The sequence below is a fragment of the Fischerella muscicola PCC 7414 genome (genome assembly GCF_000317205.1).
In the GTDB taxonomy this organism is placed as follows: Bacteria; Cyanobacteriota; Cyanobacteriia; order Cyanobacteriales; family Nostocaceae; genus Fischerella; species Fischerella muscicola.
The window spans coordinates 1-18,572 of record NZ_AJLK01000091.1; the positions used below are offsets into that span (position 1 = coordinate 1).

Genomic DNA, 18,572 nt, shown 5'->3' on the forward strand with positions numbered 1-18,572 from the left:
GTTAGTTAATAATTTACTACTCCACCCTTACCTTAAGCCTATGAGCGCACGGCTCTTTCTTTATGCCGGGAAACCCTTACTTTACAGAAGCCGCTACGCGTCTACGGCAGTCGCTCATGGGGGACTTACCGGTCCCCACTCCCCAGACTTTCTCATCATTCCACTAGACCATGCTTCATCGCAAAGCGTACTAATTCAGCTCTGTTGCTGGTGCCTGTTTTTCTCAATAAACTGCTAACGTACTTTTCTACTGTCCGAGGACTTAGGTGCAACTTTTGACCCATGTCAGCATTAGAAAGACCATGAGTCAAAAGTTCTAAAACTTCTTGTTCTCTGGAAGTTAGTTCTAAGAACCACTGGGGTTTTTGAATCTCATTTAACTGTGAGCTGTTATTATCCAAAAAGTTGGTATTGTCTAGATGAGCAAGACGGTATGCAGATTGAATAATTTGCGATCGCGCCAACAAATTACGAATAGCTGCTCCTAACTCTTCTAATTCAAAAGGCTTAGGTAAATACAAATCACATCCAGATTGATAACCAAGAATTCTTTCCTGTGTTTTTGTTCGTGCTGTCAACAAAATTACTGGCAGCAAACTAAATGCAGGTTTTTGGCGCACTTGGCGTACCAGTTCATAACCATTCATTCGTGGCATGACAATATCAGTAACCATTAAATCAGGATGGTACTCTTCCACCTTTGCTAAAGCCTCTTGACCGTCATTAGCAACAATTACCGAGTAGCCAGACAGTTCAAGATAATCGCTGATAGACAGACGAGTGCCCGGATCGTCATCCACTACAAGGATCGTCAAGGGCATGGACTGTACACCCCTAGCATTTTTTACTAATAAATTTGCTTCTATGATCACTATCAGTGAATACAAATAATAATAGTACTCTTATGTTTCATACTATTACAGGAGTAGTAGCTAATCACTCCCTAAAGGTTGAATTGCTAAGTTTATCTACCATCGGTAAGAGGCATTGTTTAAATAAAGTAACTTTGTAAAAATCAGACACTCTCTAATTTATGTCATTAAATATAAAGTTATTTACAAATTTTTACAAAACATTCAGTATAGAAGTAAAAAATCAGGTATTTTTTAGCAAAATACATAATATATAGTTCAAACAAAAAACTTGAATCAGAAACAATAGATAAATCAACACGAATAAACATATCCGTAAATTTGAATTTATCACATAAGTAGGGCTTGCTGAAAAATAAAGAAAAGGTGACAGGATCTAAGTTATTAGACTCTAGAAGTATATTCAGGTGCAAGACAAGGAGGTAAAATAGCTCAAAATACTTGCATCACTGAGGACAAAAGCAAAGTTGGGTATTAATATAATTGCAGTTTATATGTGAAGTATTTATACTCAACAAAAACTTATGCTTGACTGGATCTGAATAACTAGTCAACCCTTGAAATTGCTTTTTTATGACTTTTTCAGCAAGCCCTAAGTATGAGTTTTTTATAAAACATTCATGACATTTACCTGTTTTCAAAATATCTTCGGCTCACCTTGCTAAATCTATCCAGAGGTAAGAAGAAAATACTTAACAAATTATGTATTGTGTAGTTTAGTTTTGAAAAAGCAAGAAAAAAGCCCGTGGTTCCAATTAGAGATAATAATCCAACAAAAATCACGCCCTATGTGACTTATGGGCTGATTGCTGCTAACGTTCTAGCATTTATTTATGAATCTAGTCTCCCTCCCCAATATTTAGATGGGTTCTTTCACTTATTTGCAGTAGTCCCGCGAGAACTCACAGCTAGTTTTGCAGGTATTTCTGTAAATCAGCCAGTGCCAGAGTGGGTAACTTTATTTACCGCCCAATTTTTACATGGTGGTTTGCTACACCTTGGTGGCAACATGTTATTTTTGTGGATTTTTGGTAACAATGTCGAAGACAAATTAGGTCATGTTAAATATTTATTTTTCTATTTAGCTAGTGGTGTTCTAGCAACATTAGCTCAGTGGTACTTTTCACAAAATTCTGCTATTCCCTCATTAGGAGCAAGTGGTGCGATCGCTGGTGTTTTGGGAGCATACATCATCCGTTTTCCCCAAGCTGAAGTTCTTGGTGTCGTTCCCTTGGGATTTTTCTTCCCTACCTTCCGTGTACCAGCATACTTTTTTCTAGGATTCTGGTTTATTGAACAAGCTTTCTACGGACTTGCTAGTCTGGAAGCACCAACAAACATCGGCATGGAAAACGGAGGCATTGCCTACTGGGCCCATGCTGGTGGTTTTGTAGTTGGGGCAATTCTCGGCCCTGTACTGGGATTGTTTCAACAAGATTCAGAGCAAGAAAAATATAATTGGTAGTCATTGGTCAATAGTTTATTGTCAATGGTCAATGGTCAATTGACAATGGACACTTGACCCTTGACCCTTGACTTTTTAATAATTTTTCATTGCCCGTTGCATTTCGCGCTGGTCTTGACGTTTTTTAATATCCTCTCGCTTGTCATGCAGCTTTTTACCTTTAACAAGGGCTATACTAACTTTCACCCAGCCGCGTTTGAGATACATCTTTAAAGGAACCAAAGTCAACCCCTGCTGCTCTACCTTACCAACTAGCTTGCGAATTTCTTGGCGATGCAGTAGTAATTTGCGTGTACGACGTGGTTCATGGTTAAAATACTGTCCACTGGCAGTATAAGGGGAAATATGGACGTTGATCAGCCATGCTTCTCCATTGCGAATTAAAGCATAGCCATCTTGAAGATTTACCCTACCTGCACGAATTGATTTTACCTCAGTCCCCGTCAGCTGAATCCCAGCTTCGTAGGTTTCAAGAATTTCGTACAAATACCGGGCTTGCCGATTGTCACTAATAACCTTATAACCGTCGCTCTTATCGCTCATTGAAAATTTTACTTGCGTCTAAATAATAACTAAAAAATCCTTGAGGTTGCCCAATTAATTTATAAATGGTCATTAAACCAATATAATATGCCAACTGGATATTAGTCTTATCCTAGCTTTTCTAAGGTTGGCTGCGTTTTATATATCTTAAGCAAGAGTATATAAAGTTTTTAGTTTACAGCTGCGGATTGATTTTGTTGTGATTGCAAGTCGGTAGAGTGGTGATGAATAAATTTGCAACAGATTCAGGAAAGCAACATTATGAAAAACAACTTCAGCAAAATGGTTAGCGCTGGTGTCCTCACTTTGGGCATGACAATTCTCCCCTTAAGCATACCCGCACAGGCACAAACTACAACAGACCCCACAGTTACCAACACAGCTGCACCAAATACCGGAGTTTATGAAGCCAGAGAAGACAGAGGTTTTGATTGGGGTTGGTTAGGATTACTCGGTTTGTTAGGTTTAGCAGGTCTAGCTGGCAGGAAGCGTAACGATGAACCAACTCGTTATCGCGATCCGAACGCTGTTGGTACTAGCACCTATAGAGAATAATTCTACATACACCGTCCAATCACAACCAAACCAAAAACTGTGGGACAAACTAAACTTTTAGGAAGATGATAAAAAATGAAAAGCCTTGAGAGATATTCTACTCAAGGCTTTTTTTACAAACTTTAATTTATCCCAAGTTCTGGATGAAGTGAATTTCCTTGTTGTTTGTGGTCTGATACCACAGGATTCCAGTAGCTGGCAACTAAAGCAACTAACAGCCACCAGACACTATTAACTACTGGGCGATACCACACAGTGTCTACAAAACCATGACCTAGCATACCTACTAAAGCAGCGATCGCTCCAATCAACCACAAACCATCTACGCTATTTAATTGCCGGAATCTTTGCAGTTGCAACCAACCCGTATTAAATATTACTACTAGTAACCAAACGAAACTAATCAAACCAACAATTCCAGTTTCCACAGCCACTTCCAACAGAATCGAATAAGCGCTCAAAGCATTATACCGAGGTAGTTGGTAGAGCGGATAAATCTGATTAAAAACATCGTGTCCAGGGCCGATACCAAAAATCGGAAAGTCTTGGATCATTCTGAACACCGCAGTCCAAACATTTATGCGGAAGTTATTACTACTATCTTTACGCCATGCAAAAATACTAGTAATGCGCAGGCGAAAAGTTTCTGAAACCCCAAACATGATTACAAAAAAAGCCACAAAACACCCTAACAGTATGGGTACTAACCAAATACGCCAAAACCGGGGTAAGTAATCAGCGTACCAATAGCGTAATAGCAACACAATAGCAACTAGCGCGATCGCCAAACCAATAAAGCCACCACGACTGTCAGCAAAACGAAAACAGGCAAGATTGACAACCAACATAGTGATAGCCAAACCTTTACGCAGCCATCCCCGCCAAGCAAACACCGCCGCCAAACTCAAAATCACAGCTGGTAACAAATATCCAGCCAGTAAATTTGGATTACCCAAATAACTATAGACCCTGGTATTTTTAGACAATGGAGATTCAGGGTCAACCCAAGTTGCCAATTGTGCCGCACCAAAAAACTTCTGTCGCACACCATAGATACTGACAACTAAGGACACATGTAAATATAAAACCAGTAAAAAAGCTCGAATCCGGGGCGATTTCAGTATCCTGGCACAGAGGGCAAACAACACTAAATAAAGTGTAAAATTTATCAATCCTTCTAAAGCTGCCTTTTTTTCTGGCGACAAAGCTGTAGCAACTAAACAGACTCCCCAATACAGCAACACCAGCAAGTGAATTGGCGTAGCAAATAAATTATTTGAGGAGCTTACCTCATCAGACAAAGTTAACAGTAGCCAAAATCCTGCACAAGCAGCTAACAGAACCCCAAGTAGGGTTGTATTCGCCGCGGTAAAAGGTGCTAACACTAACACCAAGCTGATTAAAATAGCCGCTATGATATCTCCCCACTGCATTAAAATACTGCTTTGCCGCCAAGAGCGCAGCACCCCTACTAGAGAACCATGCAGGTAGCTGGAGTCCAGATATTCCTTGAGTGGTAAATAAGATAATGTAAATTTTTGCCAGATTAGATTCATAAGATGCTGTAAGCAACTAGCACAGAGCGTAGAACTTGGATTTAATGATAGTTCGGTATTTTTCAAAAATGAAAAATTTCCAGTCCATAGTCCATGCTAATTGAAGACAGACATCCGATTTTAGATTTTGGATTTTGGATTTGTATTCCGACTGAGTGAAATACTCAGGTGGTAAAGACATCCGCTAACAGGATTTTAGATTTTGAATTTTCGATTTTGAATTGGTTTTCTATGGAATTTGCGGGTTGTATCCTACGAGTGTGACTAAGAAGCAGTTGTTGAGGAAACATCGCTCAAAACTTCTGCTTTTTCTTGATTTAGTGGCAAACTCAGGATATAGCGAAATCCTGCCTCTGGTGATCCTTGAATTGAAATATATCCGCCGTGCAATTCTGCTAAATGACAACTGAGCAGTAAACCCAAACTTTCCCGCGAGAGAGAACCAGAACGCTTAGTGGTATTGAGAATACTTGATGTCGAAACTTTCACAGTTTGTGATTTGTCTAAGCCTAATGGCAGACTAGATACATCTTCTTGATCTTCCAACAGAGCATTAAATTCGGCGGCTGTCTCTTCTGTTAGTTCTAGCAACGGCACTGCACTCAGACGAAAATAAGGATCAACCTCGGTGATTCCATCTCCCAGCCAAGGATGGGAAACCCACACCGTAATGTTAAGCGTATTTTCCTTGTGGGAAACATGAATTCGCACAACACTACCTGTAGCAGAAAGTTGAATCACACTAAAAATCAGGTGATAGAGTATCTGTCGCACCTTGTCTTTATCCAAAAGCCAAATGCGATTGCGTCCAGGTTCAAGAGATAGGCGAATATCCTGCTCACGGCGATTAGCAGCCTCTTCCAGAGTATTAATTGCTTGTTGACACAGCATTTCAATATCTACAGACGATAGATTCAAAGCTGTCTCAGTTTCATCCATTGCTCCCAGTTCAGAAATTTCATTTACCAGAGAAAGCAGGTATCTACCGCTATGTTGGATAATGTCTAAATATTCTCTCTGCTTGGTAGTCAAAGGCCCATAAATTTCACGTCCCAAAACACTAGCCATACCCAGTACAGATGTTAAAGGTGTGCGTAACTCTTGGGTTAACTGTTCCAACAGTTCTAACTTTAGTTGACTAGTAGGAACTGAACTGCTTGGCAAAGTAATTGAACTGATTCTAATTTCACTTTCACTCTTTTTAGGCTCTGGGAGTGACCAGTCAGAAACGCTATGCGCTGTTTTTATTTCTGAAGTCGCTTGCAGGAGTCGGTTGCGTTCAAATTCACTCATACTCCAACGAGCGATGATTTGTAAAAACTCAATGTCTCGATTGGTAAAATTGCGTGGCACTAAATCCATTACTGCCAATGCGCCCAAACAATTTCCACAAGCATCAAATAGTGGCGCTCCTAAATAAGCACGAATGCCATAATCCTCCACTAATTTGCTGGCAACAGTACTGCCTGCATCTACCAGTTTTCTGGTATCATTTATAACTATAATTTGCGAATTTTCTACGACCTGGGTGCAAAAAGACTCTTGACGTAGTAATTGGCGATTTTGCGCTAAGTGATTCATTAATCCTAATCTAGATAAGCCTACTGCTGATTTGAACCAATGGCGTTCTTGATCGACAAATCCCAAAATGGAAATTGGTGCTTCCAAAAAGTGAGCAGCAGTTTGAGTAGCTTCTTCAAAAACTGGAATCGTTTCTGGTTGTCGTAGCCCTAATTCTGACAATGCCCTGAGACGTTGTTGTTCTCTCGTTTCCGGAGATGCCCAACCATCCTTTAAAGACAACAATTTATTTTCCGACTCTACCATTACCACTGTCACCTTGATAATTCTAGATAATGTAATTTATATAACCACTGTTTATGGGTTATTCGCTATTATTCAGCATTCCCCAATTTTGTGTCTGATCAACAAAGTAGATGTAAAATTTTTCACTCGTCAAAAATTTTTTGCATAGCTATAACACTAGTTATACATCAGTTATTTTGTCTGATGTTAGTGCCTTAGCCCTATTAAAAACCATTTTTTCACTCAAATCGAACTTCTAAAATTACTGGAGTTGTTGTTCTACTTGTTTCTAAGTAGTACAGAAAAATTATCAGCATTTTGGAACCATATACTGAGCATTGCTGATTCTGATGTTGAAGTTCGTTAGTATCTAATTCTACATGGGTAACATAAAACTAACGGGAATGGGTAATGGGGAATAACAAAAAAATGCCAATTACCAATCACCAATTATTTTGAAAAAATTTTTTGCATATTACTGAAAAATGGATATACCAATAACAATCCCTTTTGTAGACTTGAATTTACAACATCTGCCGATTCAAAATCAGTTGCAACAGGCAATCCAAGCAGTATTAGAACAGGGAGATTTTGTTTTAGGAAAAGCACTTTCAGATTTTGAAGCAGCTTTTGCCAGGGCTTCTGGTACAAAATACGGAATAGGTGTTGCATCTGGAACTGATGCGATCGCTCTCGGTTTACAAGCTTGTAATATCCATGCTGGAGATGAAGTCATCTTACCAGCTAACACTTTTGTGGCAACGCTGATTGGAGTTTTGCGTACAGGAGCAAAACCAATTTTAGTAGATTGCGATCCCCACACAGCTTTAATTGATTTGGAAGCAGCAGCAAAAGCAATTACAGCAAAAACAAAAGCAATTATTCCCGTACATCTTTATGGCCAAATGGTATCACCGAAACAGCTATTAGACTTGGCTGATACCTACAAAATCCTAATTTTTGAAGACGCCGCCCAAGCACATTTAGCTGAACGGGAAGGATATCGCGCTGGTTCTGTAGGTATAGCAGCAGCTTTTAGTTTTTATCCCAGCAAAAATTTAGGAGCATTTGGAGATGGGGGAATACTCTTAACGCAAAATCAAGATGTAGCTGAAAAAATGGTACGTTTGCGTAACTACGGTGCATCTCGCAAGTATTTTCACACAGAAATAGGAACCAACAGTCGCTTAGATACCATCCAAGCTGCGGTGCTGCACCAAAAATTACCATATCTCCAAAACTGGAATCGCGATCGCCTTACCGTTGCCCAGCAATATGATATTGAACTAGCACCCCTAGCAACACAAGGTATTATCCCCATCCAAAACTACAGTGCTGAAGGGCATGTATATCACCTGTATGTGATCAGAATTTGTGAATCTTGCCCTGTAAATCGTTCTGTCATTCAAGAACAACTCACAGCTATGGGAATTCAAACAGGAATTCATTACCCAATTCCTTGTCATCTCCAACCAGGATTTTCGGATTTGGGCTATCAAAAGGGTGATTTTCCTCATGCAGAAATGCTAGCAAACCAAATCTTATCGTTACCCATGTATCCAGGTTTAAGCAACAGCCAAATTCAGAATGTTACAGATGCGATCGCTCGTATTCTAAAAGTTAATTCTCCCACTGAAAGCCTCTTGTTTGCTTAAAGGGGAAGTGGGGAGACAAGGAGGTGTGAGGAGTGTGGGGAGTGTGAGGAGTGTGTAAACACGCTCATAGGCTTCCCGTAGAGTGGAGTGTGGGGAGTATGAGGAGTGTGTAGACGCGCTCATAGGCTTCCCGTAGGGTGGAGTGGGCATTGGAAATTACCAACAACTAACTACTAACCACTAACAATTGACCATTGACAAATGACAAATGACGAAAATCTATGCTTAATCACCGTTCATTTCAAAATCTAATTTCACCAAAGTTTCTTAGCTTAGCAATTCTAGCTATTTTAGGGCTGCTTTATGCCCCTCTTTTACTGCATTGGCTAGATGGTTGGTTACATAAAAATATCAGCACAGAACACGAATATTTTAGTCACGGTATTATTGGTTTACCTTTTGCTACATATATAGCTTGGCTAAAGCGGAAACTTTGGCAAAGACTACCAGATCATCAACATCCCTTTGGTGCTTTCCTCTTATTAATGGGAGGAATTTTTTATCTAAGTGGAGTCAGCGAATGGGTAAATCTTTCCTTCCCTGCCATACTTGCAGGATTGTGCTTATGGTTCAAAGGCATTGCTGGCTTCAAGTTACAAAAGTTTTCCTTGCTGTTAGTTTTTCTTGCAACACCAACACCACTTCCTTATTTAATAGCCCCCTATACCTTTCCTTTGCAAAGTTTCATAGCTGGTACGGCAGGCTTTATTTTAAATCAGTTTGGTATGACAGTAACTGTCGATGAGATCAATATATATGTGGGAGAAAGAATTGTAGAAGTAGCTCCCTACTGTGCAGGACTAAAAATGTTGTTTACGACTCTCTATGTCGGCTTGATGCTACTTTATTGGACTGATAAATTATCATCTCGACGCAAGACCATTTCATTTTTATTCATAGCGATGTTGATTAGCATCAGCGGCAATATCATTCGCAATACTTTATTAACCTACTTTCATGGCACAGGTAATGAAGGAGCTTTCCATTGGTTACATGACAGTTGGGGCGGTGATATGTTTTCTGCTGTCATGTTAATGCTATTGATACCCGTTCTAAATAATATTGATAATTTCTTCTCTGAATCTGTAGAAATTCAGCAAAAACAAGTTAGTGGTTAGTTGTTGGGTGTTGGTTGTTGGGTGTTAGTTGTTGGTTGTTGGTTGTTGGGTGTTAGTAGGGGCGTACTCTACGAGAAGCCGCTTGCGCGTCTACGCGTAGTGTCTCCCTTCAAGGAGATAGCATTTGTACGAAAATATTTCGTTTTGAACTCAGGATACTCATACAAATGCTACCCTCCCTTAAGCCGCACAAAGCGCGTCTACGCCCTTACAGTGGTTAAAATGTTAAGTAAAGTAAAAATAATTCTCACATCTGAGAGTAAAAGTCAATGGTGCTATTTGGATTTGGTAAAAAATTAACCCTGCCTAGTCCTGAGGAAGCTTTGCCAGGACGGGCAGAATCTATGCCAGTTACTAACCGTCATTATGTGCTAGGTAATCCGATCCAGCCTCCGTTTCCAGAAGGCATGGAAACGGCCATATTTGGTATGGGATGTTTTTGGGGTGCAGAACGCAAGTTCTGGCAACTACCTGGTGTTTATACTACTGCTGTTGGTTATGCTGCTGGCATCACTCCCAACCCCACCTATAGAGAAGTGTGTACCGGCATGACTGGTCATAATGAAGTAGTGTTAGTGGTGTATGATCCCAAAGTGATTAGTTACACCGATTTACTCAAAGTATTTTGGGAAAACCACGACCCTACCCAAGGAATGCGTCAGGGTAATGATGTTGGTACGCAGTATCGTTCAGGGATTTATGTATATTCTGAGGAACAAAAAAAACTAGCTGAAGCTTCGCGGGATGCGTATCAAGAAGCTCTCAGTAAAGCAGGTTATGGCAAGATTACCACAGAAATCCTCAATGCGCCGGAATTTTATTATGCCGAAGACTATCATCAACAATACCTGGCCAAAAACCCTGGTGGTTATTGCGGTTTAGGAGGGACAAATGTTGCTTGTCCTGTGGGATTAGTTGAATCTTAATTATATGGAATAGTTGTCGGAAATTTGAGAATCAAACAACAGACATCTGTTGGTTAGCTATTCCCTGTGATGATGTATATTTTCAACTGATACGAAGAAGGAGATAGGCAAACAAAAAAGTAAGAATAACTTTTTGTCTACCTTCTCTTCTTGTGTGATTGGATTTTGAATTCAATCTAATTATCGTACTGCTTGAAAATTGAAAGATACAGATCCCCGACTTTTCTAGGAATTCGGGGATCTTATTTTTTATTCAATACTGCGTATATATCTGTATTAGATTTAAGTACAGGTTTGCGTAGTAGCGTTTATTAATCAACGAACCAGGTAGCAGAGTCTTTCCTAAAGGAAATTCGCTACGAATACTGATGAAAATATTAGTAGTTAGACTTTTGATTTTAGAAAAATTAAGAGAATTTTGGTTTGATTGTTAGAAAAATATGATACTAATAAACAAGTATTAAGAAATACTTATAAGTGGTGTAAATCATTAATTTTTAGATATTAATCACCAAAAAATCGCTCATATTAGGCTTTTTCCTCCTTTATTGGACTGACAAAAAATATTGCTCATTCTATATATATATTGTTGCTGGAAATTTTTTGTTGTTAACCACTGTTCAGAAATTCTTATTAAAAAATATTGTCACTACTTGAACTAATTGTTAAAGTGTGTATTGGCAACAAAACTAGTAATCCTAGTAAAAATTACAGGAGTAAACTATGAGCCATATCCATTCTGCCGATCGCGTAAATTGTTGATTTTCGGCTTTGGATTTTGAGTGAGATTCAATAGTTGATTTGTCTTACCTCATACCGTGATTCCTAAAAGTCGTGATGATGATTGTATAGCAAAGGTGGGGTAAGACTAGAATTTGGAGGTTAAAATCCATGAATTTTCAAGGCAAGGTAGCTCTGATTACTGGAGCTTCCCGTGGTATTGGACGTGCCATTGCTCTAAAACTAGCACAACAAGGTATGAAACGCTTGATCTTAGTGGCACGCGATCGCTACAAGTTGGCAGAGGTAGCTAAAGAAATCGAGGCAATGGGCGTACAAGCCACAACTATGCCATTAGATTTGACTAAACCCATCTTTGTAAATGTTGCTGTTGCTCAACTTTGGCGTAGTTATGGCCCGATTCACTTGCTGGTAAATTGTGCAGGTGTAGCCTACCAAAACTCCTTCTTACAATCTAAACTACCCCAAGTTCAAGAGGAACTTTCTCTCAATTTATTAGGGACTTATACCCTAACTCATATGATGGCTCGACGCATGGTAAGCCGCAGCGAAGGAACAATTGTGAATGTCTCTAGCTTGATGGGGAAAGTGGCTGCACCGACTATGGCAACTTACTCAGCTACTAAGTTTGCACTTTTAGGGTTTACGCAAGCTTTACGCCGCGAACTTGCTCCATACAACATCCGAGTCATAGCATTATTACCAGCTCTGACAGATACCGATATGGTACGCGATTTAGAGTTATTTCGCTGGGTAATGCCGATGACTCCCGAACAAGTAGCTCAAGCGTTTGTATGTGGATTACAAAAAGACTCATCAGAAATTTTAGTTGGATGGCAAAGCTATTTAGCAGTTTGGTGTCAACGTTTTGCTCCTTGGTTGTTGGAGAAAATTTTACAAATGGCAACTCCCAAAGTTCAAGAATCCAGAAGACGAAAAGCTGGCAAGCAAAATATGTTCAGAACAAGTGTGCATTCCTTACCAGACTTTTCACATTTTGCAAATAATTTTGCAAAACTCAGATAGATAATAATTAAGGCGATCGCTCAAACTATATCTATCTTGAAAATAGGGATCGGGGAACTCACCGGCCCCTAGACCGTAGGGAGTGGGGATTAGGGGCAACGGGGGTTGGGGGAGGGAACCCCCCTTGGGGCGCGCTGACTCACCATCTGCCCCCCGGCGGGCGTAAGGGGGTTTGTGCCAGTTGACGTCGTGCCCTCTGCCTTCATCACAAAAAAGATGTGAGAAATGCGATCGCACTCATCCACAAAATAATACTAAAAGGTGCGCCAATCAGCATACCAGCGATCGCCCAGCCTCTTTGATGTTCTTTGAAGTGTTGGACACTGCGCCAACGTCTACTTTTCCAAGCCCATTCATTACCATTTATACCCAGGATAATTGTCATTACCCAACCAATCGATGGGAAAAAACATAACAATCCCACCCAAACTTGATTAGTCCACAACCAAAACCAAGGCATGAGAAATGCACCCCAATTCCAACCTAGAATTTCATCGGGGACTTGCTCTTTGGTATTATTAATGCCGCAGCCAGAATTGTTTATTGGTTCTGTGCGTGGTGACACCACCCCATTTTTTCTCACCGACTGACGCATAATTTGACCAGATTTTAAAGACTCTAGCGCTTGCCGGGCAGTAGTAAATCTTTGTTCTGGTGCTGGTTGTGTCATCTTTTCCAACCAACAGACAAAACTGGGGCTAGTAGTCACTCGATCACTAAATTGAATTCGCAAATCGGATTGGGGTAAGTCGGCTGGAGGAGTACCCGTCAACAAATGAATCAAAGTCGCTCCCAATGCATACAGATCAGACGCCGGAATTGCTCTTCCTCCATATTGTTCCATTGGTGCATAACCATAAGTTCCGACTATGGTAAAGGTAACTCCTTCTTTTGCTGCTTTATCTTGAACTGCACCAAAATCAACTAAATAAATATGATTATCTTCTCCCCAGATCAAGTTACTCGGTTTGATATCACGATGTAGCACTGCTGGATTTAACTCATGCAAGACTGTCAGAATATTTAAAACCTCAACAGCAACCTTGCGGACTTGCTTTTCTGTAAACCTTTTTCCCTGAGCAAGTTTTTCTTTGAGAGACTCACCAGGAATATATTTTTGTACCAAACCAAACCAAAGTGTGCGAGCATCAATACAAAAATAATCAACATACTGGGGAATGCGGGGATGATGAAGATGTTGAAGAATTTGGGCTTCTCGCTCAAAAAGTTTGAGATCATCCCACTGCACATTACCACCGAAGGCCAGGAGTTTGACGATCACTTGCGAGTTTTCCTGAGCAGAAGGTTGTAAATCAGTTGCTAACCAAGTTTGGCGAACTCCATTGTTACCTAGTTGACGTTGGAGTTGGTAACGATTCTGTAAGATTTGTTCTACTTGCAGCATTTGTAACCTGCTTTCTCACCAGCCTAATTCTTCTAATTTAGCTATAACTACTAGGTCTTGTAATCCATTTTTGAATTAAGATTGTGTTATTTTTTGGGTTTGAAAACTACTAATGACCAATGACAAATGACGATCCCAACGAGTAGAGACGTGCCATGGCACGTCTCTACATTTGTGTTGACTTATTTATTTAATTTGCTCAGAAAACATAATTTTTTTGGTAATATGCCTGATATTCTTGCGATAGTAGAGGTTTCCACCAGTTCTCATGGGTGAGATACCATGCAACTGTTAGACGCAAACCTTCTGCAACAGTCACAGAAGGTGTCCAACCTAACTGAGTTTTAATCTTGGTGGCATCAATGGCGTATCTGCGATCGTGTCCGAGTCTATCTTTAACAAAAGTAATTAAGTTCGCTGCTGGACTTACAGGTAAATTCGGTGCTAATTCATCCATGAGTTGACATAACATTTGCACTAAATTGATATTTTCTACTTCATTGTTACCGCCGATATTGTAAGTTTCGCCTGGTATACCACGATGAATTACCACATCTAAAGCACTACAATGATCGCCTACGTAAAGCCAATCTCTGACATTTTTACCATCACCGTATAATGGTAATTCCTTACCCATCAATGTATTAATACACATCAGGGGAATGAGTTTTTCGGGAAACTGATAGGGACCGTAATTATTAGAGCAATTAGTGATAATTGTTGGTAGTCCATAAGTATGGTGATAAGCACGAACTAAGTGATCGCTACCTGCTTTTGATGCCGAGTAGGGACTATTGGGAGCATAGGGAGTAGTTTCACTAAAAGGGGGGTCATCGGGGTTTAAACTACCGTAAACTTCATCAGTAGAAACGTGTAGAAATCGATAATTTCTAGGCTGAGAATTTGCTTGCCAGTGTTGACGAAAAGCTTCTAGGAGGGTGTATGTACCTACTACATTAGTTTCTACAAAAGCACCAGGCCCCAAAATTGACCGATCAACATGAGATTCTGCGGCAAAGTGGGCAATAGTATCAATATTCTCGGTTTGTAGTAGTTTGTCAACCAAGGAGCGATCGCATATATTCCCTTGCACAAAACGAAAATTCTCTTGCTTCTCCAACCCTGTTAAGTTGGCAATATTTCCTGCATAAGTCAAGGCATCTAGAACTACCACCCGATCATGAGGATAATTTTGACACCAGTGATGCACAAAATTTGACCCAATAAATCCTGCACCACCAGTTACCAATAACTGACGACTCATTACTCACTCCTCTGTTTTGGCTACACTGCCGCAATATAATACTAGCCGCTTGAGAGGAGAGGTGAGGAATTCGGGATTCCCTCTGGGGATTAGGGCTGTGGGGAGAAAACAATTCAAAATTCACGCAATAGGAAGAGAGTAGGGAGTGTGAGGAGTGTGTAGACGCGCTTTGCGCGGCTTAAGGTAGGGTGGAATAGTAAGCAATCAACTACTAACCACTAACCACTAACCACTAACAATTGACAATTGACCATTGACTAACTTATCTGCCATATCTTAATGGTTTTATCTGAACTACCACTCACTACTAATTGACTATCAGGGCTAACAGTAACAGAATTTACAGATCCTGCATGTCCGTGGAGAGTTTGTAGGAGTTCTCCGGTTTGCAAACACCAAATTTTGATAGTTTTATCAGCACTACCGCTAAACAAAAGTTGTCCATCTGGACTAATTGCAACTGATTTCACTTCATCTGTGTGATCAGTGAAGGTATGCAGTATCTTCCCGGTTTCAAGTTCCCAAATTTTGATGGTTTTGTCAGCACTACCGCTAAACAAAAATTGTCCATCTGGACTGATCGTAACTGAGTACACATCGCCCCCATGTCCGTTGAGAGTGCGTAGTGGTTCACCTGTGCGCGAGTTCCACAAGCGAATTTTTTGATCGCTGCTAGCACTGGCGATGATTTTACCATCGGGACTGATCGCCGCACCGTGAACAGGAGAAGAATGCCATAAAGTACAGATGCGATCGCCTTTGTGGAGGTTCCAAATCTTGATTTTGTTACTACCGCTAGCTAAAATTTCTCCATCTGGGCTAATCACGACGAAATTCACTGGTTTTTGGTGTCCCAGAAGTTTGTGCAGTAGTTTTCCAGTGGACAGATGCCAGACTTTAACATTACTTCTGGGATGTTCGCAACTGCCAACAGCCAGGAAATTACCATCGGGACTCACAGCAACCGAAGAAACTTCTCCCAATTCCTCTTTAAGGGTGCGGATTGTTTTTCCAGTCTGTAAATTCCAGATTTTTATCGTTTTGTCTGCACTCCCACTGACTAAAATCTGTCCATCCGCAGTGATGGCGACAGATGAAATTTTGCCTGTATGTCCGGTTAAAGTTTGGCTGAGATAAGCATTTTTTATTTGCTGTGGGTGTCGGGAGTCGGCGATCGCATATAAAATTTCTTCTACATTGTTAATACTCTGTCTATCGTCAACTGCGGAAAAATATTCTCTGAGTTGTTGCAAATATGGTGTATCTGCTGTTGTTGCGGCGCTACGCATTACCGCAAATAGATTATTATTTTGCACTTGTGGTACTTCGTGCAGTTGCAGCCATGTGCTGATAGAGTATTGCAATTGTTCGTCTGCTAGAGAGCGATCGCTCAGATGCGATAAACTCTGAGCTAATTGCAACGCTAACTCCGGAATCCAGTAACGATGTTTTTCTTCTAGAGCTTGGTAGACTTGTTTGTATCCTGAGGCGATCGCTTGCAGTGATTGCAAGTCAATCGGACTCTTTAGCAAACTCGGCAGCAAATCTGGCAGCAGAGGCGGGACATCATGATGAACCAGGTGATAAATATCAGCTATCCAACCAGCAACTAAACAGTGACAGGTAATTAAAACTTGGCAAAGTTGCTCCAAATCTTGACGATTGATTTGATATTGTAGGGATAATTTACTAACATCTACTCCCCTAGCTCTCCATTTTTCTTCTTTTTCCAAAATTGCTAAATTACTGGCATTATCTTGACCTAAGTAATTAATTTCCTCTAAATTTTCTCCTAGTGCTATTAATTCATCTCGTATACTTCTCCACTCATAGGCGCGGTTTTTTGCTGACTGTTCCACAATTTCTCTGTAAGATATCCGAGAAATAGTTTTATAGTAATAACGCTCTTGTCCCAACCCCCAATAACCAATCCGAAAATTTAGGTAATCTCCATCGGCTTCAGACTCTAAAATCAAAATCGGCTCTGTTTTCAACATTCCAAACAGAGCCTTAATACTAGATTCACTGTGAAAACGTTTACTATCCCATGCTCCTGCTAAAAACTCTGTTGGTCTAATTGCGTCCTGTAAGGAATAATATTCACTGAGAAAATCTCGTAATCCTTCCGCTAACATTAACTCTATATCAGCAGTGAATTCCTCTTGTCGCAAATCAAACTGATCAAACCCCACTTTTGGAGGTGCTAGGAAAATTTTTAGAGGTCGGCGTTCATAATTAGTATTAGACTCTAAAATCTGCGAAGGATACAACCGCAAAGGCCAACTATCAAATAGTTTATTAACCTCTGGGATCTTTAGCGCTGTTTCCTGTTCTTGAGTTGCAATTTGTAACTGCGTCTGATGGTAGTAAACTGCTAGCTGCTGTTCCTCTGGCTTTTGTTGTTCATATCCTCCTAAATAGCTAAGTTTCTCACTGGCACTACTGACAGTTTGGATAATTTCTTGAATTTGGGCAGGATAATCGTTCTTAGTTTCATCAGGACGTGTATCATTACTTTTTTGCACTAAACTTGCAATGACAGGCGCAAATTCCAGCACTAATTGAAGTAGTAACTTTAAGCCTTGCTCCATACACAAGATGCCTGCTAAATAAACTTAAAAGCTTTCAGTATTATCAACGCTATAGCCTCATTCAATAAGGTATGATTGCCATCCGGCAAATTCCCATACATGCCAATTTTACTACTTTCTTACATCCAAATCCGCAGATAAATGAGTAAATAAGCAATAACTCACCATAGACTCTGCTATTACAAAGCTGAGTGTTAATAATCATAAAACTTTAATGATAATTCCGTAAAAACTCATTAAATCTTATAAAAATCAAAACGCAAATTGTGTGATTTGCTTCCCTCCTCAACACCCAAATTTAAAATAGCAAGGAAGTCTTTAATCCACTGCACAACTATGGAAACCAACTTAATTTCATCACTTCCATACGATCGTTATACTACACCCATTTCAATCAAAAAAGTATTAAATAACTTAGATGATTGAGTGATTATAGTCCAAGTTTTATTTCTATAGCCACAAATAAATAGAGTGGCTGCATGAATTTCCTTAATAACTTGAACTTAGTTATTGCCTCAAAGTTTATCTTGATAAGACCTTGAACAATCAAGGTCTTAAGTTAACAAAAAATTGTTAAATTAAAACTCTAAAATTATCTAGAATCTTACTCCCAATTGACCGTTGATGCCGCGCACAGAATTGTAACCCGCACCCAAGAAAAGATTATCGCCAGCGCCTACCTGAACCCCGCCTGAAACAGCAAGTCCTTTATCTTCTGAATAGTATCCCAAGCCTACATATGGTGAAACTACTGGCAAACTGATAAATTTCAGTACATCTACACCCGTAGCACTGTCGGGACCGATTCCCAATTCAGCACCCCAATTCAAAGCCCTTGCACCCACAGAATAAGTTACATCATCATCTTTGCTACCAACAGATACCCAAGGTTGTGGTACTAATTGAGCATGAGCGTTTTGTGGAGTCAATAATACTAAAAAACCGACTGATGCCATGATATTTCTCAAAATAGTTGCTGTTTTCACCTTTTTCTCCTACTAGTCTTTAGCTAAGAGTGACGGATTTTACCTACTTATGTGCCAATCTGA

The 18,572-nt window shown here is 40.0% G+C and carries 14 protein-coding genes; 6 read left to right on the forward strand and 8 right to left on the reverse strand.

Annotation, left to right across the window (positions count from 1 at the left end):
* Positions 1 to 155: 155 nt before the first annotated feature.
* Positions 156 to 821: a response regulator transcription factor gene (locus UYI_RS0113935; protein ID WP_016867269.1), complete on the reverse strand. Its 666-nt coding sequence runs from the start codon at positions 819 to 821 to the stop codon at positions 156 to 158.
* Between the two features lie 796 nt (positions 822 to 1,617).
* Between UYI_RS0113935 and UYI_RS0113940 the strand changes: the two genes are divergently transcribed.
* A complete protein-coding gene (locus UYI_RS0113940) occupies positions 1,618 to 2,337 on the forward strand; it encodes a rhomboid family intramembrane serine protease (protein ID WP_016867270.1) in 720 nt (239 codons plus the stop codon).
* A gap of 75 nt (positions 2,338 to 2,412) precedes the next feature.
* Here the strand turns inward: UYI_RS0113940 and smpB are convergent, their stop codons facing one another.
* A complete protein-coding gene (smpB, locus tag UYI_RS0113945) occupies positions 2,413 to 2,880 on the reverse strand; it encodes an SsrA-binding protein SmpB (protein ID WP_016867271.1) in 468 nt (155 codons plus the stop codon).
* A gap of 261 nt (positions 2,881 to 3,141) precedes the next feature.
* Here smpB and UYI_RS0113950 point away from each other — a divergent pair, with 261 nt between their 5' ends.
* On the forward strand, positions 3,142 to 3,435 hold the full coding sequence (locus UYI_RS0113950; RefSeq protein WP_016867272.1) for a WGxxGxxG family protein: 294 nt from the start codon (positions 3,142 to 3,144) through the stop codon (positions 3,433 to 3,435).
* Between the two features lie 122 nt (positions 3,436 to 3,557).
* On the opposite strand, the gene UYI_RS0113955 is transcribed toward UYI_RS0113950, so the two are convergent.
* Both UYI_RS0113955 and UYI_RS0113960 read right to left on the reverse strand, forming a co-directional pair.
* Positions 3,558 to 4,991 carry an IctB family putative bicarbonate transporter gene (locus UYI_RS0113955; protein ID WP_016867273.1) on the reverse strand — a complete coding sequence of 478 codons (1,434 nt, stop codon included), beginning with the start codon at positions 4,989 to 4,991 and terminating at the stop codon, positions 3,558 to 3,560.
* A 264-nt stretch (positions 4,992 to 5,255) separates the two neighbouring features.
* Positions 5,256 to 6,818 (reverse strand): GAF domain-containing sensor histidine kinase, encoded by a 1,563-nt coding sequence (locus tag UYI_RS0113960; protein WP_016867274.1) that lies wholly within the window; start codon positions 6,816 to 6,818, stop codon positions 5,256 to 5,258.
* Positions 6,819 to 7,282: 464 nt separating this feature from the next.
* On the opposite strand from UYI_RS0113960, the gene UYI_RS0113965 reads away from it, so the two are divergent.
* The 4 genes from UYI_RS0113965 (at position 7,283) to UYI_RS0113980 (ending at position 12,263) form a co-directional block, all read left to right on the forward strand.
* Complete coding sequence (locus UYI_RS0113965; RefSeq protein ID WP_016867275.1) at positions 7,283 to 8,452, forward strand: DegT/DnrJ/EryC1/StrS family aminotransferase; 1,170 nt, start codon at positions 7,283 to 7,285, stop codon at positions 8,450 to 8,452.
* Between the two features lie 221 nt (positions 8,453 to 8,673).
* Entirely contained in the window at positions 8,674 to 9,570 is an 897-nt protein-coding gene (gene crtB, locus UYI_RS0113970; RefSeq protein WP_016867276.1) for a cyanoexosortase B, read from the forward strand.
* Between the two features lie 269 nt (positions 9,571 to 9,839).
* A complete protein-coding gene (gene msrA / locus UYI_RS0113975; RefSeq protein ID WP_016867277.1) occupies positions 9,840 to 10,496 on the forward strand; it encodes a peptide-methionine (S)-S-oxide reductase MsrA in 657 nt (218 codons plus the stop codon).
* An 891-nt stretch (positions 10,497 to 11,387) separates the two neighbouring features.
* Positions 11,388 to 12,263, forward strand: coding sequence for an SDR family NAD(P)-dependent oxidoreductase (locus UYI_RS0113980; RefSeq protein ID WP_016867278.1), 876 nt, complete (start codon positions 11,388 to 11,390; stop codon positions 12,261 to 12,263).
* A 205-nt stretch (positions 12,264 to 12,468) separates the two neighbouring features.
* Here UYI_RS0113980 and UYI_RS0113985 read toward each other — a convergent pair whose 3' ends face one another.
* The 4 genes from UYI_RS0113985 to UYI_RS0114000 all read right to left on the reverse strand — a co-directional run bounded on the left by UYI_RS0113985 (position 12,469) and on the right by UYI_RS0114000 (position 18,479).
* Positions 12,469 to 13,668, reverse strand: a complete 1,200-nt coding sequence (locus tag UYI_RS0113985) for a serine/threonine protein kinase (protein WP_016867279.1) — start codon at positions 13,666 to 13,668, stop codon at positions 12,469 to 12,471.
* 199 nt (positions 13,669 to 13,867) lie between these two features.
* Entirely contained in the window at positions 13,868 to 14,932 is a 1,065-nt protein-coding gene (gene rfbB, locus UYI_RS0113990) for a dTDP-glucose 4,6-dehydratase (protein WP_016867280.1), read from the reverse strand.
* Between the two features lie 257 nt (positions 14,933 to 15,189).
* Entirely contained in the window at positions 15,190 to 17,523 is a 2,334-nt protein-coding gene (locus tag UYI_RS0113995; protein WP_016867281.1) for a WD40 repeat domain-containing protein, read from the reverse strand.
* 596 nt (positions 17,524 to 18,119) lie between these two features.
* A complete protein-coding gene (locus UYI_RS0114000; RefSeq protein ID WP_199332416.1) occupies positions 18,120 to 18,479 on the reverse strand; it encodes a hypothetical protein in 360 nt (119 codons plus the stop codon).
* Between the last annotated feature and the right edge of the window lie 93 nt (positions 18,480 to 18,572).